Below are 20582 nucleotides of genomic sequence, written 5' to 3' on the forward strand. Positions count from 1 at the left end.
TATGGCGATCTCCGAGATTATCCAGCATGACACCACCGACGTTGCAGGCGTGAAGCCGTTAATCGACGTCAAGGATCTTTCCGTGACTTTCGGCGGACAGCGCGCGCTGAACAATATTTCTTTGCGGCTGATGCCGGGCGAAGTGCACTGCCTGGCCGGAACCAACGGCTGCGGTAAGAGCACGCTTATCAAGGTTATCTCGGGGGTCTATCAGCCAGATAACGGCTGCACGATTACATTGGGCGATCGTTCATTTAATCGCTTGACGCCGGATCAGGCGCGTAGTTTCGGCATACAGGTGATCTATCAGGATCTGTCGCTGTTTCCGAATCTGACCGTGGCAGAAAACATCGCTTTCGAACACAACCTGCACGGCCTGCTCGGCTGGTATCGACCGGGCCGTCTGCGCCAAACCGCGCAGCGAATTCTTGAAGAGCTGAATTTCACTCTCAATCTTGACAGCAAAGTATCTTCACTGCCGATTGCCCAGCGTCAGCAGGTGGCAATTTGTCGTGCGCTGGTGGCGGATGCGCGTCTGGTGATTATGGACGAACCGACCGCATCGTTGACTCGCACCGAGGTCAATCAGCTGTTGCGAACCGTGCATTACTTGAAAAATAAGGGTATCAGCGTGGTGTTCGTCAGTCACCGCCTGGATGAGGTGTTGGAGATTTCCGACAGTGTCACGGTTATCCGCGATGGGCAAAAGGTCGGCACTTTCCCGGCCGCCGAAGTCAGTAGCGAACGGCTGACCGAGCTGATGACCGGTCTCAAGCTAAATTATGCCTTGAAAGCTGCTAACCAGCACGACGAGCGAATCATGCTTGAGCTGGATAACCTCAGCCGGGCCGGACAGTATCACAACGTTAATCTCAAACTGTATCAGGGTGAAGTTCTGGGCCTTTGTGGTTTGTTGGGATCCGGGCGAACCGAGCTGGCGCTGAGCCTGTTTGGTATGACTAAACCTGATAGCGGCAAAATCTATCTCGACAGCAAGCCGGTGCGTTTTCGCGGCCATGAAGACGCGATCAAATCCGGTATCGGCTATGTCTCGGAAGATCGCCTGACGCTGGGTCTGGTGCAGCAGCAGTCGGTGGGAGACAACACCGTGCTGGCGATCATGGACCAGTTGCGCAGCCGTTTTCACCTGATCGACGAGTATCGCAAAAACAAGATCGTCTACCAGTGGATCGAAAAACTTGGCGTCAAAGTCGCGGATCCGAATCAGGCGATCTCGACGCTTTCCGGCGGTAATCAGCAAAAGATCGTACTTGCCAAGTGGGTGCTGACACAGCCGAAGATCTTGATCCTCGACTCGCCAACCGTGGGCGTAGACGTCGGCGCGAAAGCCAGTATCTACCAACTTATCCACCAACTGGCAGCAGAGGGGATCTCAATCTTGCTTATCTCTGATGAGGTTCCTGAAGTGTATTTCAACTGCGATCGGGTGCTGCACTTTAGCGAAGGCACCGTGCTCGGCGAATATTTCCCTCGCGGGATAACTCAGCAGCAGCTTGCGGAGGCGGTCAATGCTTAGCCTTAATCGATTCAAACCCTCTACCAACGAAGGCTATCTGGCCTGGGTGCTGGTGGTATTAATCATCATTTTCTCTTTATCAACAAGCCAGTTTCTTACCCTGCGCAACTTGCTGGATCTCAGCGAAAGCTACGCAGTCAGCGGCATTTTCGCATTGGGACTGTTTGTCGTGCTGGTGACCGGCGGGATTGATATTTCCTTCGCCGCCGTAGCCTCGGTGGTGCAGTACATCATTGCGACACTGGCAATCAGCTATGGGATGAGCAATCCAGCGGGCAGCATCGTGCTGGCCATCGCCATCGGCACCACGCTGGGAATGGTGAATGCGGTGCTGATTTACTGCCTGCGTATCGCATCGATCATTGTAACCATCAGTATGCAGTCGTTTTTGTTCGGGATGCTGATGTGGCTGACCAAGGGCACTAGCCTGTATGACCTGCCCGACTGGCTGATTACGCCGCTGAAAATCCTGCCATTTAGCGTAGGGACTCAAAGTTACCAGATAGGATTGCCGCTGGTGGTGATGTTGGCGGTCGCGGCGCTGACCTGGGTTCTGCTTAACAAAACGCACCTTGGACGCCAACTGTTTGCGGTTGGCGGAGATCAGGAGTCAGCGCGCCGTATCGGTATTCGCGTTGGCCTGCTGCACCTGTTTGCCTACGGCTATCTTGGCGCGATGGCGGCCATCGGCGGGCTGGTTCAGGTTTATCGCGTTGGCGAAGTGGTGCCAAACGCGCTGGTCGGCGGCGAGCTGGACGTGCTTGCGGCAGCAGTGCTCGGCGGGGCCAGTCTCAACGGCGGCAAAGGTAGCGTAGTCGGGACACTCATGGGCGTGTTCCTGATTGGCATCCTGAAAAACGGACTCAACCTGATCGGCGTCTCCAATTACTTTATGAACGTGGTCATCGGCGTCGTGATTGTGGTGGCTATCACCGTTACGCACTACAAAAAACGCAAAGAAACCGACGTTGGTTTTGCCTGATTTCCAAGGAGTGTAACCATGTTTGCCAAATCTAAAAGTTTGAATATGAAACAAAAAACCGACGGCAATCTGCCACAGATCCCGCGCTTCAGAATGGACCCGACCAATATGGGGCTGTCGCTGCTGCTGGTTCTGGTGGTCATTGGTTTCAGTATTGCCATGCCGGGACGTTTCTTCAGCGACGCCACTTTTATGAGCGTGGCGTTTCAACTGCCTGAGCTGGGCCTGTTAACGCTGGCGATGTTTATTCCGATCCTCAGCGGCGGTCTGAATTTATGCATTATCGCTACCGCCAACCTGACCAGTCTGCTGATGGCCTGGGTATTTATGACCTATCTGCCGCCGGATGCCAGCATGCTGATGCAGGCAGTGTGGCTGACCATTGCACTGGTTGGAGCAATGATTCTGGCACTGGCGATTGGCATTTTGACCGGCGCGCTGGTGGCATATATTGGCGCGCACCCAATTCTGGTGACGCTGGCTACCATGACCATGGTTAACGGCATCGGGATTTACCTGTCTCGCGGCGCGGCGCTGAGTGGTATGCCAGACATCGTGCGTTTTATCGGTGCCGAAACCGTGCTGGGCATCCCGTTCCCACTGATTGTGTTTCTCGCCACTGCGGTTCTGATTTCAGTGTTCCTCGAACGCACCCGCCTCGGTAAATATATTTATATGAGCGGCAGCAATATCAACGCGACTCACTTTAGTGGAGTGAACACTCACCGCGTATTGATCGCCATTTATGTGTTGTCGAGCATGCTGTGCGTGATTGCCGGATTGATCATGATGGCTCGTTTTAACTCGGCTCGAATGGGCTACGGCGACTCATATCTCCTGCTTACCGTGTTGGCGATCATTCTTGGCGGCACCGACCCGTTTGGCGGCTTCGGTAAAGTCAGTGGTGTGGTGCTGTCACTGATTGTTTTGCAGGTCATTGCCACTGGTTTAAATCTATTAAACGTCAGCCCACATTTTAGCCTGGCGATGTGGGGCGCGGTGCTGATTGTGGTTTTGGCAGTGAAATTCTTCCGCACCCGCTATTTGCAACGTCGGGCCAGTCGCCGTAGTGCTGCAAAAGCGCGAGCAAGCTTACTTTAAATCGAAATTACCGACATTTAACCTGTATATCGGCCTCTGGGGCCTTTAGGAAAACGCCATGGAATATAAAATTTCTCCTTCGTTAATGTGCATGAGCCTGTTTGATATTAAAGAACAATTATCGGTGCTCAACCGCCGCGCTGACATGTTGCATATCGACATTATGGACGGGCATTACGTGAAAAATATCACACTGTCGCCGTTCTTTATCGAGCAGATCCGCCCGCACACTCAGCTGGTGCTTGATGTTCATATGATGGTGGAAAACCCGACCGATTTCATCGAAGCGATCGCCAGGGCCGGTGCCGATTTTATCTGTCCGCATGCCGAAACGATCAACCGCGATGCGTTTAGGGTGATCAACCAGATCCGATCGTTTGGCAAAAAAGTCGGCATCGTGCTGAACCCGGCGACGCCCGTAGAATTCATTCAGCACTACATTCACCTGCTGGATAAAATTACCATCATGACTGTCGATCCTGGCTATGCCGGGCAGCCATTTATCCCGGAAATGCTTAATAAAGTCAGCCAGCTGCGTGATCTAAAAAACAAACACGGCTACAAATACCTGATCGAAATTGATGGATCCTGCAACGAGCGCACTTATCAGGATCTGATGGGCGCAGGCGCAGAAGTATTAATCGTGGGCACTTCTGGCCTGTTTAATCTGGATAAAGATCTGGATAAAGCCTGGGACAAAATGCTCGATCAGATGCGTCTGGCACGTCAGGCAGCCTAAGGGCAGGAGAGCCGTATGCAGCATTTTCTCGGCGTAGATATTGGCGGCACCAACACGCGTTTGATGTTGATGGATGAGAATCAGAATTTTCAAGGATATCAAAAGGTCGCGACGCAGTCCTGGGCTGGACTCAGCGATCCTTTAAACGGACTTCAACAGCTTATCAGTGACTATTTGCATCAGGTTGGGAAAACGCTGCAGGTCGCCCGGATTATGCTCGGTCTGCCGGGGATCCTTTCGCGCGACCGGCAGACTGTGCTGTCGCTGCCGTTTATTCCGTCGCTGGATGACCAGCCGGTTGCGGTGTTGCTCAGCGATCGTCTGGGGCTACCGGTAGTGATGGATAAAGACGTTAACCATCTGATGTGGTGGGATTTAACCCGTCTTCCCCAGCTTCCTGATGTGGCAGTAGGTTTGTATCTCGGGACCGGAATGGGCAACAGTCTGTGGTTGAACAGGGACTTTTATCACGGTGCGCACGGCGCAGCAGGAGAGTTGGGTCACATTCCTCTGGCTGGAAATCCGGCATTTTGTCCCTGTGGCAAAACCGGCTGCGTCGAGACTCTGACTTCGGGTAATTGGCTGGCCGGCTGGAAAAGACAGCATGCTGCCAATACAGCCTTTGAACAGGTGTTTGCTATCTACGGCGATCATCCGGATCTGTTGGAGTTTGTGGAGCGACTGGGGCGGACAATTGCTACCGAGATGAACATTCTCGATCCGCAAATTCTGATTCTCGGTGGCGGCGTATCGTCGATGGCCGGATTCCCGCTGACGCGGCTGGAGCAGCAGATCCGTAGCCATCTGCGTGGCCCGCAACCGGCCAACGGCCTGAAGATTGTGCTCAGTGGTGTGACTGACGAGACCGGCTGTCGTGGAGCCTGTCTGGCGGCGCAGCGAGATTTTCATCGTTTTGAGCCCACCGATCAGCGTGGTGAACCATTGGGTTCCGGCATAGAAATGCCCGTAAGGAGAAAGGCATGAAAAAAGGCAAAGTCTGCGTTCTTGGCTCATTTAATCTGGATATCGTGGCGGGAATGTCACGTTTCCCGCAACCGGGCGAATCATTGATAGCCCATAACAGCATGATGGGCGCGGGGGGCAAGGGGGCAAACCAGGCCGTCGCCGCGCTGCGCGCCGGAGCTCGGGTGCATTACATCGGCAAGGTAGGGCGCGACGATTTCGGTACCTTTGCCCGCCGCCACCTTGATAGCGCAGGATTTGACGCGGTAACGCTGTTTTCTACCGGTGATTTTCCAACGGGTAATGCTTTGATTTACGTCGCAGGGGTCGATGCGGAAAACATGATCGCTGTCGATCCGGGGGCCAATCTGACTTTCACGCAAGAAGAGATCGAGTCTTGTCGTCCGGCGATTGCCGCCGCCGATATCCTGCTGACTCAGCTGGAAAACAACCTTCCAGCGATCGAGAAAGTGATTGGTATCGCCAAAGAGGCGGGGACTTATATTATTCTCAATCCTGCTCCTTTCCAGCCGGTATCCGATGCGCTACTGGGGCAGGTCGATTTGCTGACCCCCAACGCCACCGAGTGTTCGCTGCTGACCGGAGTCCAGGTTCACGATTTGCCTTCTGCCCGGCTGGCGGCGCAGCTTTTACATGGTAAAGGTATCAATGCGCTGATCATTACTTTGGGCACGCAGGGCGCGCTGTTGTCGGTGGCGGGTGAAACACAGCTGGTTGCCGCATTCCCGGCAGTACCCAAAGATACCACCGGCGCAGGTGACGCCTTTAACGGCGCATTGGCGGCCCAGCTTTCTAGCGGTGTAGCGCTGGCAGAGGCGGCAACTTTTGCCTCGGCTTATGCTTCGGTGTGTGTTGAAAGGGCTGGCGCTGCGTCATCGATGCCAACTTATGAAGAAGCCCTGGAGCGTCAAAACAGCGCGCAACCGCTGCTTGTTCAATAACATTTAGGTAGTAAATAATCACCAGAATGACATTTTACTGAAATACAGAAGGACTAGGGTAAGCATCCTATCAAGACCCGCTGGAAATTAGCGATGCGACACAAGATTTTCCCTTATCTGATTTTACTGCCGACACTAGTCTTTCTGTTAGCTTTTACCTACTTCCCGCTGCTGCAGTCAGCGATGGACAGCCTGTTCGACAGCCGCATGGCGAGCGACAATCCGCCGTTTGTCGGTCTGCAAAACTATCAACGCCTGTTTGCGGATGGCGTCTTTTGGCGCGCACTGCTCAACAATATCGCCTATATCCTGATGACAGTGATCCCCGGTATCGTGCTGGCCTTGCTGCTGGCGGTGGCACTGTGGGAAAACACCGGCCTGAATCGCTGGCTGCGCACTGCTTTTTTCTTTCCAATGATTATTCCGCTGGTCAGTGCCGCGACACTTTGGCTGTTTATCTTTATGCCCGGCATGGGGCTGCTTGACTATTATCTCGCCAAACTTTTCGGCCCGCAAAACAATAACTATCTCGGCATGAGCAACAGCGCGCTGATTGCGTTGAGCGTAATCGGCGTGTGGAAATTTGCCGGTTATTACATGCTGTTTTTCCTCGCCGGATTACAGTCAATTCCTGCTTCAGCCCGCGAAGCCGCGTTGATGGAAGGCGCAACGCGCACGCAGGTTTTCTTCTATATCACTCTGCCACTGCTGCGGCCAACCCTCAGTTTTGTAATTACTATCGCGCTTATCTATTCGATAACTCAAATTGACCACGTTGCGGTAATGACTCAGGGCGGTCCGAATAACGCCACCACCGTGCTGCTCTATTACATTCAAAGCCTTGCAAATGACACCCACGATTTAGGCAAAGCGTCTGCCGCCACCTTTATCACCCTGCTGCTGCTGTTTGCTTTCTCCGTTCTCAATTTGCGCGTTCTGGAAAGAGGAGCCCACCATGAGCGTTGAAACTTCGCCACAGCCCCTGTTGAAGAAGTCTGCCGCCGTGCGAACAACGGCTCGTCGAAGTTCGCTGCTGTTGCGACGCAGCTCGCGTATGACACTGCCGATCTTGCTCTGCTGCGCCGCGCTGCTTTGGCTAACGCCGTTTATCTGGATGCTGTCGTCAGCGTTTAGTGAAAGCAGTTTTTCGGCAGATATGGCCTCAATGCTGCCGCGTTTTCCGCTGACTTTAGACAATTTTAAGCAGGCCTGGGAAAGCGCCGATTGGTTGCGCCTCTACGCCAACACGATTTTCTTCGCTTTCGGCACCTTTCTGGTTCAACTGGTGACCATTACTACCGCCGGTTATGTTTTTGCCTATCACGAATTTCGCGGCAAACAGACGCTGTTCTACCTGTTATTGATTCAGCTGATGATTATGCCGGTAATCATGATGGTGCCCAATATGATGATCCTAAAACACATAGGCCTGCTGAATACGCTAACCGGCACCATGATGCCGTATTTCGCCTCGGCGTTTGGCGTGTTCCTGATGCGGCAGGCATTTCTCGCTATTCCGAAAGAAATTGAAGAGGCCGCGCTGATGGAAGGCTGCCGCTGGTGGCAAGTGGTGTTTCGCGTACTGATCCCAATGTCTTGGCCAGCGATCATGGCGTTCGCCACCGTCAGCATCACCTATCACTGGAATGAATACTTATGGCCGCTGATGGTGCTCAACGATCCGGACAAGCAGGTGCTGACCGTGGGTCTGGTGTCGTTTGCCATGGGGGCCGAGTCAGGCGGCCAGTGGGGATTAATTACCGCCGGAACACTGATGGTGTGCTTCCCGCTGATGCTGGCTTTTATTCTCTTTCAAAAACAGTTCCTTAAAAGCTTTGGCTTTTCAGGCATCAAATAAGGATCTCAGATGTTTTTAGCTCAAATTTCCGATATGCATTTCCGCAGCCACGGCCGCAAGCTATATGATTTTATTGACGTTAATGGCTGCAACGCCGAAGTGGTGAGCCAACTCAATGCGCTGGAAGAACGCCCGGATGCGGTGGTGATTACCGGCGATATCGTTAACTGCGGTTTAGCCAGCGAATATCAGGTGGCGCGTCAGACGTTGAGCAATCTGCATTACCCGCTGTATATCATTCCCGGAAATCACGACGATAAAGCCCAATTTCTTGAGGCCATGGGCCCGCTGTGCCCGCAATTGGGCACTGATCCGCAAAACATGCACTATGCGGTCGATGATTTCGACATGCGCCTGCTGTTTATTGACACCAGCCTGCCGGGAGAGTCCAAAGGCTGGCTGACGCTGGAAACGCTGTCATGGCTGGAAGCGCAGCTGGAGCAGGGCGGCGACAAACCGACCGCAGTTTTTATGCATCATCCACCCATGAAACTGGGTTCTGCGCAGATGGACCGCATCGCCTGTGAAAATGGTGACCAGCTGCTGGCGCTGATTGACCGCTTCCCGTCTTTGGTTCGCGTATTTTGTGGACATACTCATCGTCTCATTTTTACCCAGTATCGACAGGCGATTATCACGACAATCCCCGGTACTGTGCATCAGGTGCCGTACTTCCACGAAAATCCTGCGCCGTATTACAACCTCGAGCCAGCCGCCTGTCTGATGCATCGCCTGGTAAACAACACCGGTCTGGTCAGCTATCTGCATCCCCTGACGCAGTACGCGGGTCCATATCTTTACGACGCGAATATCAGCTGCCCGGTGGATGAAAAATAATGTCGAGTATCCGTCTGGAAAATATCAGCAAGCAGTTTGAAGGCAGCATGGCGGTCAATAATTTGTCGCTGGAAATCGCCGATGGTGAGTTTCTCGTGCTGGTGGGGCCGTCCGGCTGCGGCAAGAGTACGCTGCTGCGGCTGCTGGCTGGCCTGGAGCAGGTGAGTGAAGGGCGGATTTTGCAGGCGGGCACTGACATTACCGACCTTGAACCACGAGAGCGTAATTTCTCGATGATTTTCCAGAACTATGCACTGTTTCCGCACATGACCGTCGAGCAGAACATCACTTTCGGCATGCGCATGCGTAACGAACCCAAGTCACAGCATCGTGCACGGGTGGATCGTGTCGCAGATTTGTTGCAGTTGGGTGAGCTGCTGGGCCGCAAACCGGGCAAGCTTTCCGGTGGACAGCGCCAGCGCGTGGCCATGGCGCGAGCCATTGTTCGGGATCCGAAACTGTTTTTGATGGACGAACCGCTGTCGAATCTTGATGCCCGTCTCCGTACAGAAGTTCGCGACGGCATTATGGTCCTGCACCAACAGTTAAAAACCAGCACCGTATACGTGACCCACGATCAGATGGAAGCCATGACCATGGCCGACCGTATTGCGGTGCTTAACGGCGGACATTTACAGCAGATAGGCAAGCCGCAGGAGCTGTATGCGCATCCCGCCAATCTGTTTGTTGCCGGATTTATCGGCACTCCAGCGATGAACATTTTCAAACTTCCTTGCCGCGACGGCGTGGTGATGGTCGCCAATCAGGCAGTGAAATTGCCTGATACTGCTCATGCTCGTCAGTTGACCGAGGTGTATTTGGGCATCAGACCCGAGCATATCAACGATAACGTGGGCATCAACGGCGGGGAACTTCATCAGTCTGACGAATGGGTCAATCTGGAAGCTTCACTGACCTACTGCGAGCTGCTGGGGGCTGATTATCTGAATCATGCACAAACGGCGCTCGGCGAAATCCGCTACCTGAGAGAAAACCGTGGCAATGCACCACAGGCCAATCAACAGGTTAGCTTGAGCTTTTCTTTGCAAGACCTTCACTTTTTTTCAGGCCAAAACCAGCAAAATTTACACCGGGAGAGTTCACATGCGTAATATCAAGGCGCTCACCTTAGCAGTCACCATGATGACTGCAGGCGCTGTATCAGCTAAACAGAATATCGATTTTATGTTTCCCGCGCCGGTAGACGGCAAACTGACAATGGAAATGACTCGGGTAATCAAAGAGTTCAACCAGTCACAGAATGATGTCGAGGTGCGCGGTATTTTTACTGGCAGCTATGATACCACCAAGGTCAAGGCCGAAGCAGCGGCGAAATCCGGTGAGCCACCGGCGCTGGTGATTATGTCTGCCAACTTTACTGCCGATCTGGCGATTAAAAATGAAATCCTGCCAATGGACGAACTGTTCAAATACGGTAATGAAAAAGCCACGCCGTTCCTGACAGAAAACTTCTGGCCAGCGATGCGTCAAAATGCGCAGGTCAATGGCGTGACCTACGCCATTCCTTTCCATAACTCGACGCCAATCCTTTATTACAACAAGGACATGTTCAAGAAGGCTGGAATCGATCATCCACCGACTGATTGGACGGAGCTGCTGGCCGACGCAAAAAAATTGACCGACCAGTCAAAAGGGCAATGGGGCGTGATGCTGCCTTCAACCAATGACGATTACGGTGCCTGGATTTTGTCTGCACTGACCCGTGCCAATGGCGGTAACTACTACAATGCCGATTATCCCGGTGAAGTCTATTACAACCAGCCATCGACCATTGGCGCGTTGCGTTTCTGGCAGAATCTAGTGTATCGCGACAAAGTCATGCCCGAGGGCGTGCTGAATTCTAAACAGATAAGCGCAGCTTTTTTCTCCGGCAAGCTGGGGATGGCGATGTTAAGCACTGGTGCGCTGGGCTTTATGCGTGAAAATACCAAGGATTTTGAGCTGGGCGTGGCGATGATGCCAAAAGAAGTACGCAACGCAGTGACCATTGGCGGCGCAAGTCTGGTGAGCTTTAAAGGTATTTCTGAAGATCAGAAAAAGGCAGCGTATACCTTCCTGCAATACCTTGTCAGCCCGAAAGTAAACGGCAGCTGGAGTCGATTTACCGGCTACTTCTCACCGCGTATCGCTTCTTACGACACGCCGGAAATGAAGGACTATCTTGCCAGGGATCCGCGCGCGGAAATCGCCTTGCAGCAGCTGAAATATGCTCAACCGTGGTACGCAACCTATGAAACGGTGGCTGTGCGTCAGGCAATGGAAAACCAGTTAGGAGCCTTGATGAATGACGCCAAGCTGACGCCGGAAGCGGCAGCCGCAGCGGCGCAAAAGCAGGCTGATGAAATTATGATGCCATACAACCAGCAGACTGCATTAAAAGTGCCTTAATTTATCCGCTGTCATTTATGCACCACAGCCATATAAATATTTCAACATTTCCCCCGGTTACTGGATTTTCCAGACTGCCGGGGTTTTAATTGCTGCTTTGTCGTTTTAAATCTCATTATTAATCAAAGTCTAATGAAATTTTTAGAGCGAGATTACTTTAACCAGCCCTGCTCATACGCATGGTTGAGGTGCACAAGCAGATGCTCCCACAGTTGCGGGTTAATTTCGCTGATAAAGGCGTTGCGGGACAATACCTGCTCAAGGCGAATGTTGTTCTCGACCCAGCTCTGCCCCTGATTGCTAAGGTTCATCACCACCGGCAAGACACGGTCAATGACCAGGGCAAACCGCGCTTCTGGCGTTTCGCCAGCTTCGTATTCGTCCCACAGGTCGCGAAATTGCTGATTCAAAGGAGCAGGCAGCAGGCCAAACAGGCGACAGGCAGCTTCGACCTCTTTGGAATGAACAGCTTCACGGGCAGCCAGATCGTAGACAAGCACGTCACCGGCATCGATCTCTACGATGTCATGCAGCAGCGCCATGCGAATAACTTTTTGAATATCGACGTCTTTACCGGCAAAAGGTGCCAGACTCATCGCGGCAACGGCGAAATGCCAGCTGTGCTCCGCCGAGTTTTCCTGACGCTGCGTACCCAGAACCTTGGTACGGCGTTGCACGCTTTTCAATTTATCGATTTCCATAAGAAATTGAAAAACTTCGGTCATCGGGCCGAAATCAAGTGCCGGGGAGGCTACGGACATAATTACACCTTAGTCATTAGAGACGGCTATTTCAGAAAAATCCTTTAACCCTGCATTTCAAATGCATTTGAGTTAATACGATAAAGCTAAAGAGTAAAAAAATCATGCTTTAAGCATATTTGATACTAATTATCCCAGACACAGCCCTCAGCATTCAGACATAAATTGTAAAGTTGCTTAAGGGGTAGTTACATCGGCATATACAATTTTTAAGCTTACACGTGTACACTGGAATCGTTGTCAGCTAGAGTGCCAATGCACAAAATTGTTTAATTTCTGGTCGTGGTAATTATTAGCTTCCTGGTCTCGAGGTTCTCAATAAATGGATAAAGTTTCACCACATCGATATCCGTGGGCAGAAGAGATCGCCAATAGCATAAGTCATGGCGTTGGCATCGTTTTAGGCATCGTCGGCCTGGTGCTGTTATTGGTTCAGGCTATTGGCGTCAATGCCAATGTCACTGCCATCACCAGCTACAGCCTTTACGGCGGCAGCATGATTTTGCTGTTCTCTGCCTCTACGCTTTATCACGCTATTCCACATGAAAGGGCCAAATATTGGCTTAAAAAGCTCGATCACTGCGCAATCTATTTATTGATTGCCGGGACATATACGCCGTTCTTGTTGGTCGGGCTCGATTCCCCGTTGGCAAAGGGGCTGATGATCGTTATCTGGTCCATCGCCGGATTTGGGGTGATTTTTAAACTGGCCTTTGCACACCGCTTTGAAGTGCTGTCATTGGTGATTTATCTGACGATGGGCTGGCTGTCGCTGATTGTGATTTATCAGCTGGCAATGAAACTCTCGATAGGAGGTGTCATCCTGCTGGCAGCCGGGGGCATCATCTATACGCTTGGCGTGATCTTCTATGCTTCCAAGCGTTTTCGTTTTGGCCATGCAATTTGGCACGGCTTTGTGTTGGGCGGGTGCTTCTGCCATTTTCTGGCAATTTATTACTACGTCTAAAATTTATTACTACTAACTTGTTCCCCAGCGTTGCGCATAGGCGAAGCGCTGGGGTGATTGCCTGGTTAACCTATTATTTATCTTCTTCCAGAGAGTACGGCAGTGGCTGAACTCGCAGAGTACTGCTGGCTTCATCACGCACGCGCAGCACACTGTCAGTGTCTAAATCATTGTTTAGCACCGCCTGAACCCACACTGCGCCATCATTAAGCTGAACGGCAGCCAATACTGTGCCTGTTCTGCGCCAGTTCTCGCCAAGTTGAAGCTCAAGATCGTCTCCCGCGGCCGGAACTTTGCTGGATTTACCCGCCAGCCAATACAGTGCTCGCTTGTTCGCCCCGCGATACTTGGCGCGTGCAACCATCTCCTGGCCCGCGTAGCAACCTTTGGTAAAACTGATACCTTCAAGCGCCTGAATATTAGTGGCCTGTGGAATAAACTGCACACTATTAACGGTATCGATAATTGGGAATCCGGCTTCAATGTCCAGCGCCAGCCACTGTTGGCTATCGTTCAACTGAGCCTGTTCGCCGATTTCCTCCGTTATCTGCTGCGCTTTCTCCGGGCTAGTGACAATCAGATAGCGCTCGGCAGGCAGCGGTAGATAAAGCAGTGTAGATTCATCTTCTTGCACCACCTGAGTCGTTGCGTCAGGCAGGGTGGCGAAGATACCTTTCAGCGCCGCGCTAGCCTGGAAACCGGCGACGCCAAGCAGGACCACGTCATCATCGGCAACGAAGGTAATTTTGGAGAAGACCGCGTACTTCTTCATCTCGGTCATCTGCTGATCGCGCAGGTTACGGCGCTCGATAAACGCCATGCCATCGCCGCGCTTGAACAGACGCATATTGCTCCACATTTTGCCTTTGGCGTCGCAGTGGGCGCAAAGCACGTGGTGTTCAGGAGCCAGCTTCTCGACGTCGGCGGTAACCTGACCCTGCAAATAAGAGAGAGTATCGGCCCCGGTCATGGTGACCAGCGCCCAGTCTTCCAGAGACACAACGGTCAGAGGAAGGTGCGACGAAGATGAAGGTTTTTGCGGAGGAAACGGGTACTTGTACGTCATGTGATGTCCTAATCCTGGGCAGCTGATGCAGGGATGTATACAGGCATGGTAAAAGAGCTTACCCGCTTTGAAAACACTTATTGCTACTCTTTACGGGATGTCTCGCATCGATTGCTTAGTTGTTGCCGAAGATGCCGGAACTTTTGCGGCATGTCGTCCAAAAATTAACATCCTGTGGCATCAGTGAGCTGAAAAGTTACGCCTCAAGACCCTGGGCTGATAGAATCCCCCCTGAAATGATAAAAATCAGATTTGCCGTATTTCTACAAAAATGGATACCCGCACAATGGATATAAACAATAAATCCCGCATCCAATGGGCCTGCCGCCGAGGCATGAAAGAGCTGGATATGGCCATCATGCCGTTCTTTGTGTATGAGTTTGATACCCTTAGCGATGAAGATAAAACGCAGTTTGCTCGCCTGCTGGAGTGTGACGACCCGGATCTGTTTAACTGGCTGATGAACTACGGCGAGCCGAACGATCTCGAGTTAAAACGTATTGTTAGCCTGATTCAGACGCGAAATAAAGACCGTGGCCCTGTGGCAATGTGATCTTCGCGTGTCGTGGCGCAGCCAGCTGTTTTCGCTGGCTGTTCATGGCATGGTGATTTTGCTGATTCTGCTGCTGCCGTGGCCGCCGGGCTACTGGATAATCTGGTTGATATTGCTGGTGATCATGGTTTCGCAGGCAATCCGCAGTCAACGCCGCATCAGCGCCAGACACGGTGAAATAGCACTGTTGGCACAGGATCGACTGCTGTGGCGCAAGCTTGAGTGGCGCATCAGGCAGCCTGTGTGGATGATCGACAGCGGAATACTGTTATCACTGACACGAGAGCAAAAGCGCCGCGGGTGGCGTCGGATATTTCGCAGCAATAAACAGAAACTGTGGCTCGCATCTGACAGCATGAGCGAGGCTGAATGGCGGCATTTACGGCAAATTTTGCTTACCGGCAAGCGCGATTCGGAGCCGGCCAAGAACCACCACCACCCGCTTTAGGGATCCTCGCAGGCGGCTGGCAGTTCTTGCTTTTGTTCATAAGGCCTTTAACTTGCAGAGTTAGGTATTTGCTGCGACTAAAGCAGGGCGTCCATCTCGAGCAGGATTTGATCGCACCACTCTTGCAGTCGGTCTTCGCTCATTTCGAACTGATTAACTTCATCCAGCGCCAGACCGACAAAATGTTTTCCATCGGCGCTTAGAGGCTTGGGACTGGTGAACTCGAAGCCTTCAATTGGCCAGAAACCGATGAATTGCACGCCTAAAGGAAGCAGTCGATCGTAGAGCATGCCCAGAGCATCAAGGAACCACTCACCGTAACCGAGCTGGTCGCCCATGCCGTACATAGCAACGATTTTACCGCGCAGGTTCAAGGTGGCGAGCTGGTCCCAGACTGCCTCCCAGTCTTCCTGAATCTCGCCAAAGTCCCAGGTAGGAATCCCAAGGATAAGTATGTCGTAATCCTCCATTCTGGATGGCTCGACATCTTTTAAATTGTGCAGTTCCACCAAGTCTTCGCCCAAAATTTCGCGAATTTTCTCTGCTGCCATTTCGGTGTAACAGGTGCTTGAACCGTAGAAAAGACCGATTTTCATTATTCTTGCTGCCGTACTGAGTCAATCAATGAATAGCGTTGAGTGTACCAGACTTGTGCCAAATTAAGGCATAATGTGCGGGTGTTACCTTCACTGTAAGCAATGCCTGGAAACAGGATAAAGGAGAAAATGTGCCTAAACCAGACGATGGCCAAATGCTGGTCGAGCAGTTTCTCGATGCACTATGGCTGGAACGAAACCTCGCCGAAAACACTTTGGCTTCCTATCGTTTGGACCTGAAGTCGCTGCTAAGCTGGCTTGAACATCACAATACCGACTGGCTTCGGGCGCAGGCTATCGATTTGCAGTCGTTCCTGGCCGAGCGGGTTGACGGCGGCTACAAGGCCAGCAGTTCAGCGCGCCTGCTGAGTGCCATGCGACGTTTTTTCCAGTATCTGAACCGCGAATCGCTGCGTGAAGATGATCCGACCGCGCTGTTGTCTTCGCCTAAATTGCCACAGCGCTTGCCAAAGGATCTTAGTGAAGCGCAGGTGGAGTCGCTGCTTGCTGCTCCCAGCACAGACATCCCGCTGGAGCTGCGTGACAAGTCGATGCTTGAGCTGCTTTATGCTACCGGTCTGCGTGTTTCCGAGCTGGTGGGATTGACACTCAGCGATATCAGCCTGCGTCAGGGCGTGGTCCGCGTGATTGGTAAAGGTGATAAAGAACGATTAGTGCCGCTGGGGGAAGAGGCAGTGTACTGGCTCGAAAACTATTTTGAGCACGGCAGACCCTGGTTGCTCAACGGACAGTCACTAGACATTGTTTTTCCAAGCAATCGCAGCCAAAAAATGACACGTCAGACATTCTGGCATCGAATAAAGCATTATGCTGTGCTGGCAGGCATTGACGCCGAAAAACTGTCGCCTCACGTGCTGCGACACGCTTTTGCCACCCATTTACTGAACCATGGTGCGGACCTGCGCGTGGTACAAATGCTTTTAGGTCACAGCGATCTGTCGACCACACAAATTTATACTCATGTAGCAACGGAGCGTTTAAAGCAGCTACATCAACAACATCACCCTCGTGCCTGACCTGAGGGAAACACAGGACGTAACGATGAAAAAAAGTGTCATGATGCTGGCCCTGCTAGCCTCCGGTCTGAGCAATATTGCCCATGCCGATGAAGCCGCAATGAAGGCGACTTTTAGCAAGATTGGTCTCGAAAATGTTGAAGTTAGCGCCTCGCCGGTAAAAGGTTTGAAGGCAGTAACGACGCCTCAAGGCGTAATTTATGTCAGCGAAGACGGTAAGTACGTGCTGCAAGGGCCTTTATACGATGTCAGCGGCGAGCGCCCAGTTAATCTCAGTAATCAGGCATTGATCACTAAACTCAACGCTTTGCAAAATGAGATGATCGTTTATAAGGCGGCAAAAGAGCAAAGGGTGATCACGGTTTTCACCGATATTACCTGTGGCTATTGCCATCGCCTGCATCAGCAGCTGAAAGGCTATAACGATCTCGGCATAACCGTGCGCTATCTGGCATTCCCGCGCGCCGGTTTAGATTCGCCAACCGAAAAACAGATGCAATCGATCTGGAATACCGGCAATCGCAATAAGGCGTTGGACGAAGCGATGCGCGGTGAAGAGGTTTCGCCGATTGCCAAAACTGCCGATAGCAAGGTTGATATCTCCAAACATTTTGAGCTGGGCCAGCAGCTTGGCGTAACGGGTACCCCCGCTGTGATACTCGAAGACGGTACACTTGTTCCGGGCTATCAACCGCCTGCGGCCATGGCCGCCATGCTTGGTATCAAAGCGTAATTAATTTACGGGCGCGAAGATTGATAGCCGCGCGCTCTGGTAACTCTTTGTAAGGTTGATTTAGTGACAGTGAAGACCCAGCTCAGACGCCGTGAAGTTGACGACGGCGCAGATTTACCTGCCGACCTGTCGCCTTTGCTGCGTCGTCTGTATGCCATGCGTGGCGTAAAAGAAAGTCAGGAACTCGAGCGTGGTGTGCGCGGCCTGCTCGATTATAAACAGCTTGATGGCATCGATGCGGCCGTCAGCCTGCTACAAACTGCGCTGGCCGAAAGGCTGCAAATCATGATCGTTGGGGATTTTGATGCTGATGGCGCGACCAGCACCGCGCTTACCGTATTGTCATTGCGCAGTATGGGTTGTGACAGCGTGAAATACTTGGTGCCGAATCGTTTTGAAGATGGCTACGGGCTAAGTCCTGAAGTGGTTGAACAGGCTGCAGCACGCGGCGCTCAGCTGATTTTAACCGTAGATAACGGCATCTCGTCACACGCGGGCGTCGAGTTGGCACACGAGAAAGGCATTCAGGTGCTGATCACCGATCACCACCTGCCTGGCGACACGCTGCCCGCCGCAGAAGCGATTATTAACCCTAATTTGCATGGCTGTGAGTTTCCTTCCAAATCACTGGCCGGGGTGGGTGTCGCGTTTTATTTGATGCTGGCGCTGCGCAGTAAACTGCGTGACAGCGGCTGGTTTGAACAACGCGGACTGACAATGCCAAATCTGGCTGAATGGCTAGATTTAGTCGCGCTAGGGACCGTCGCCGACGTAGTTCCGCTGGATACCAATAACCGTATTCTGGTTTATCAGGGGCTTAACCGCATCCGCGCCGGTAAGTGTCGCCCCGGCGTTCGTGCGCTGCTTGAGATTGCCGGGCGCGACGCGCGTCAGCTGACTGCCAGCGATCTGGGTTTCGCGCTTGGCCCACGGCTCAACGCGGCGGGTCGTCTCGACGATATGTCTATTGGCGTTGCGCTGCTGCTCTCGGAAGATATGGCACAGGCCAGAGCGTTGGCGAGTGATTTGGACGCGTTGAACCTGACCCGTCGCGAGATTGAACAGGGCATGCAGGTTGAGGCGTTGGCGCTGTGTGAAAAGCTTGAAACCAGCGCGGAAGATTTACCGCTGGGGCTGGCGATGTATCACCCGGAATGGCATCAGGGCGTGGTCGGTATTCTGGCCTCGAGGCTGAAAGAACGTTTCAATCGCCCGGTCATTGCTTTTGCACCGGCGGGCGAGGGCGTGCTCAAAGGGTCCGGGCGTTCCATTCAGGGTTTGCACATGCGCGACGCGCTGGAGCGTATCGATACGCTGAATCCGGGGCTGATGATGAAGTTTGGCGGTCACGCCATGGCGGCGGGACTTTCGCTGGAAGAAAGCAAGTTTGAACAGTTCCGCGATTGTTTTGCCGAGTTGGTTGGTGAATGGCTCGACCCGTCCCATCTTGAAGGCGTGGTGTGGTCGGATGGTGAACTCACGTCTCGGCAGATGTCGCTGGAAACAGCAGAAATGCTGCGCGATGGCGGACCGTGGGGACAGGCTTTTCCTGAACCTGTCTTCGATGGCACCTTCCGTATTTTGCAGCAAAAGCTGTTAAAAGAGCGCCATCTTAAGGTGATGATCGAACCGCTGGGCGGGGGGCCGCTACTCGATGGCATTGCGTTTAATATCGATCCCACGCTTTGGCCTGACAGCAGCGTGCGCGAAGTTCAGCTGGCCTACAAACTCGACATTAACGAATATCGCGGTAATCGCAGTGTTCAGTTGATGATTCAACATTTGTGGCCGCGTTAAGTCAACAGACTTGGCGGGCGGGAACTGTCCGGTATTTTGCAGGAACAAGGGTATAAAACAGCCGCATATTCCTTTAGAATACGCGGTTCGAATGGCGCTGTGCCATAAACGACTTAACGTAAGACGCGAAAAAAATCATGTTTGAAATTAATCCGGTAAAAAACCGCATTCAGGACTTGGCCGAAAGAGCCGCGGTTATCAGGGGGTATCTTTGACTATGATGCCAAGAAAGAACGTCTCGAAGAAGTAAACGCCGAGCTGGAACAGCCGGACGTATGGAACGAACCTGAACGCGCGCAGGCGCTGGGCAAAGAGCGCTCGGCGCTGGAAGCCATTGTCGATACCATCGATGACCTGACTCAAGGTCGTGAAGACGTAACTGGTTTGCTGGAACTGGCCGTTGAGGCTGAAGATGAAGAAACCTTCAACGAAGCCGTAGCCGAACTCGACGTGCTGATGACCAAGCTTGAACAGCTTGAGTTCCGTCGTATGTTTTCCGGTGAATACGACAGCGCCGACTGCTATCTCGACATCCAGGCAGGCTCCGGCGGCACTGAAGCTCAGGATTGGGCCAGCATGTTGTTGCGTATGTTCCTGCGCTGGGCTGATTCCCGTGGCTTCAAAACGGAAATCATCGAAGAGTCCGATGGCGATGTTGCTGGCACCAAGTCTGCCACCGTCAAAATCATTGGCGACTACGCGTTCGGCTGGCTGCGTACAGAAACCGGCGTTCACCGCCTGGTGCGCAAGAGCCCGTTTGACTCCGGTGGTCGTCGCCATACCTCTTTCAGTTCCGTATTCGTTTATCCGGAAGTTGACGATGATATTGATATCGAAATCAACCCGGCCGATTTGCGTATCGACGTATACCGCGCTTCTGGTGCGGGTGGTCAGCACGTAAACAAAACCGAATCTGCTGTACGTATTACCCACATGCCAACCAACATTGTGGTGCAGTGTCAAAACGACCGTTCACAGCATAAGAACAAAGATCAGGCCATGAAGCAGCTTAAGGCGAAGCTTTATGAGTTTGAGATGCAAAAGAAAAATGCTGATAAACAACAGGCCGAAGACAACAAGTCCGATATCGGTTGGGGCAGCCAGATCCGTTCATACGTACTGGATGACTCTCGTATCAAAGACCTGCGCACGGGTGTTGAAACACGCAATACACAGGCCGTATTAGATGGCGACCTGGATAAATTCATCGAAGCAAGTTTGAAAGCCGGGTTATAA

At 52.4% G+C, this 20582-nt stretch carries 21 protein-coding genes; 18 read left to right on the forward strand and 3 right to left on the reverse strand.

All coding sequences use genetic code 11. The features are described 5' to 3' along the window. Nucleotide 1 precedes the first annotated feature (1 nt). The 11 genes from SPM24T3_RS16505 to SPM24T3_RS16555 all read left to right on the forward strand — a co-directional run bounded on the left by SPM24T3_RS16505 (nucleotide 2) and on the right by SPM24T3_RS16555 (nucleotide 11388). Entirely contained in the window at nucleotides 2-1537 is a 1536-nt protein-coding gene (locus SPM24T3_RS16505) for a sugar ABC transporter ATP-binding protein (protein WP_009637931.1), read from the forward strand. After that, on the forward strand, nucleotides 1530-2519 hold the full coding sequence (locus SPM24T3_RS16510; protein WP_009637932.1) for an ABC transporter permease: 990 nt from the start codon (nucleotides 1530-1532) through the stop codon (nucleotides 2517-2519). Before SPM24T3_RS16505 ends, SPM24T3_RS16510 begins: the two co-directional genes overlap by 8 nt. A gap of 18 nt (nucleotides 2520-2537) precedes the next feature. Next, nucleotides 2538-3620 (forward strand): ABC transporter permease, encoded by a 1083-nt coding sequence (locus tag SPM24T3_RS16515; protein ID WP_009637933.1) that lies wholly within the window; start codon nucleotides 2538-2540, stop codon nucleotides 3618-3620. Between the two features lie 58 nt (nucleotides 3621-3678). Then, entirely contained in the window at nucleotides 3679-4359 is a 681-nt protein-coding gene (gene alsE, locus SPM24T3_RS16520) for a D-allulose 6-phosphate 3-epimerase (protein ID WP_009637934.1), read from the forward strand. Between the two features lie 15 nt (nucleotides 4360-4374). Next, entirely contained in the window at nucleotides 4375-5343 is a 969-nt protein-coding gene (alsK, locus tag SPM24T3_RS16525) for an allose kinase (RefSeq protein ID WP_009637935.1), read from the forward strand. Beyond that, the gene (locus SPM24T3_RS16530) at nucleotides 5340-6284 is read left to right on the forward strand and encodes a ribokinase (protein WP_009637936.1); all 945 of its coding nucleotides are present in this window, start codon (nucleotides 5340-5342) and stop codon (nucleotides 6282-6284) included. Before alsK ends, SPM24T3_RS16530 begins: the two co-directional genes overlap by 4 nt. A 93-nt stretch (nucleotides 6285-6377) precedes the next feature. Beyond that, nucleotides 6378-7250 carry a carbohydrate ABC transporter permease gene (locus tag SPM24T3_RS16535; RefSeq protein WP_009637937.1) on the forward strand — a complete coding sequence of 291 codons (873 nt, stop codon included), beginning with the start codon at nucleotides 6378-6380 and terminating at the stop codon, nucleotides 7248-7250. Beyond that, on the forward strand, nucleotides 7240-8142 hold the full coding sequence (locus SPM24T3_RS16540) for a carbohydrate ABC transporter permease (protein WP_009637938.1): 903 nt from the start codon (nucleotides 7240-7242) through the stop codon (nucleotides 8140-8142). Before SPM24T3_RS16535 ends, SPM24T3_RS16540 begins: the two co-directional genes overlap by 11 nt. 9 nt (nucleotides 8143-8151) lie before the next feature. Then, nucleotides 8152-8979 carry a phosphodiesterase gene (locus tag SPM24T3_RS16545; protein ID WP_009637939.1) on the forward strand — a complete coding sequence of 276 codons (828 nt, stop codon included), beginning with the start codon at nucleotides 8152-8154 and terminating at the stop codon, nucleotides 8977-8979. Then, nucleotides 8979-10091, forward strand: coding sequence for an ABC transporter ATP-binding protein (locus SPM24T3_RS16550; protein WP_009637940.1), 1113 nt, complete (start codon nucleotides 8979-8981; stop codon nucleotides 10089-10091). The genes SPM24T3_RS16545 and SPM24T3_RS16550 overlap by 1 nt, the downstream gene beginning before the upstream one ends. Next, complete coding sequence (locus SPM24T3_RS16555) at nucleotides 10084-11388, forward strand: ABC transporter substrate-binding protein (protein ID WP_009637941.1); 1305 nt, start codon at nucleotides 10084-10086, stop codon at nucleotides 11386-11388. Before SPM24T3_RS16550 ends, SPM24T3_RS16555 begins: the two co-directional genes overlap by 8 nt. Nucleotides 11389-11540: 152 nt before the next feature. Here the strand turns inward: SPM24T3_RS16555 and SPM24T3_RS16560 are convergent, their stop codons facing one another. Further along, entirely contained in the window at nucleotides 11541-12149 is a 609-nt protein-coding gene (locus tag SPM24T3_RS16560) for an HD family hydrolase (protein WP_009637942.1), read from the reverse strand. A gap of 322 nt (nucleotides 12150-12471) precedes the next feature. Between SPM24T3_RS16560 and SPM24T3_RS16565 the strand changes: the two genes are divergently transcribed. Next, nucleotides 12472-13116 carry a hemolysin III family protein gene (locus tag SPM24T3_RS16565; protein WP_009637943.1) on the forward strand — a complete coding sequence of 215 codons (645 nt, stop codon included), beginning with the start codon at nucleotides 12472-12474 and terminating at the stop codon, nucleotides 13114-13116. 73 nt (nucleotides 13117-13189) lie between these two features. Here the strand turns inward: SPM24T3_RS16565 and ygfZ are convergent, their stop codons facing one another. Then, nucleotides 13190-14182, reverse strand: a complete 993-nt coding sequence (gene ygfZ, locus SPM24T3_RS16570) for a tRNA-modifying protein YgfZ (protein ID WP_009637944.1) — start codon at nucleotides 14180-14182, stop codon at nucleotides 13190-13192. A 286-nt stretch (nucleotides 14183-14468) separates the two neighbouring features. On the opposite strand from ygfZ, the gene sdhE reads away from it, so the two are divergent. Next, nucleotides 14469-14735: an FAD assembly factor SdhE gene (gene sdhE / locus SPM24T3_RS16575; RefSeq protein WP_009637945.1), complete on the forward strand. Its 267-nt coding sequence runs from the start codon at nucleotides 14469-14471 to the stop codon at nucleotides 14733-14735. Then, the gene (locus SPM24T3_RS16580; protein WP_037378902.1) at nucleotides 14716-15183 is read left to right on the forward strand and encodes a protein YgfX; all 468 of its coding nucleotides are present in this window, start codon (nucleotides 14716-14718) and stop codon (nucleotides 15181-15183) included. The genes sdhE and SPM24T3_RS16580 overlap by 20 nt, the downstream gene beginning before the upstream one ends. 77 nt (nucleotides 15184-15260) lie before the next feature. Here SPM24T3_RS16580 and fldB read toward each other — a convergent pair whose 3' ends face one another. Continuing rightward, complete coding sequence (fldB, locus tag SPM24T3_RS16585; RefSeq protein ID WP_009637947.1) at nucleotides 15261-15779, reverse strand: flavodoxin FldB; 519 nt, start codon at nucleotides 15777-15779, stop codon at nucleotides 15261-15263. A gap of 155 nt (nucleotides 15780-15934) precedes the next feature. On the opposite strand from fldB, the gene xerD reads away from it, so the two are divergent. The 4 genes from xerD (at nucleotide 15935) to prfB (ending at nucleotide 20582) form a co-directional block, all read left to right on the forward strand. Then, nucleotides 15935-16816 (forward strand): site-specific tyrosine recombinase XerD, encoded by an 882-nt coding sequence (xerD, locus tag SPM24T3_RS16590; RefSeq protein ID WP_037378917.1) that lies wholly within the window; start codon nucleotides 15935-15937, stop codon nucleotides 16814-16816. Nucleotides 16817-16841: 25 nt separating this feature from the next. Beyond that, nucleotides 16842-17549: a bifunctional protein-disulfide isomerase/oxidoreductase DsbC gene (gene dsbC / locus SPM24T3_RS16595; protein ID WP_009637949.1), complete on the forward strand. Its 708-nt coding sequence runs from the start codon at nucleotides 16842-16844 to the stop codon at nucleotides 17547-17549. 63 nt (nucleotides 17550-17612) lie between these two features. After that, nucleotides 17613-19346: a single-stranded-DNA-specific exonuclease RecJ gene (recJ, locus tag SPM24T3_RS16600; RefSeq protein WP_009637950.1), complete on the forward strand. Its 1734-nt coding sequence runs from the start codon at nucleotides 17613-17615 to the stop codon at nucleotides 19344-19346. A gap of 137 nt (nucleotides 19347-19483) precedes the next feature. Then, a protein-coding gene (gene prfB / locus SPM24T3_RS16605; protein WP_157135320.1) for a peptide chain release factor 2 occupies nucleotides 19484-20582 on the forward strand; the annotation gives its coding sequence in 2 pieces (ribosomal slippage) (nucleotides 19484-19558 and nucleotides 19560-20582; 1098 coding nt in all).

It is taken from the genome of Serratia sp. M24T3, from assembly GCF_000257645.1.
Classification (GTDB): Bacteria; Pseudomonadota; Gammaproteobacteria; order Enterobacterales; family Enterobacteriaceae; genus Rouxiella.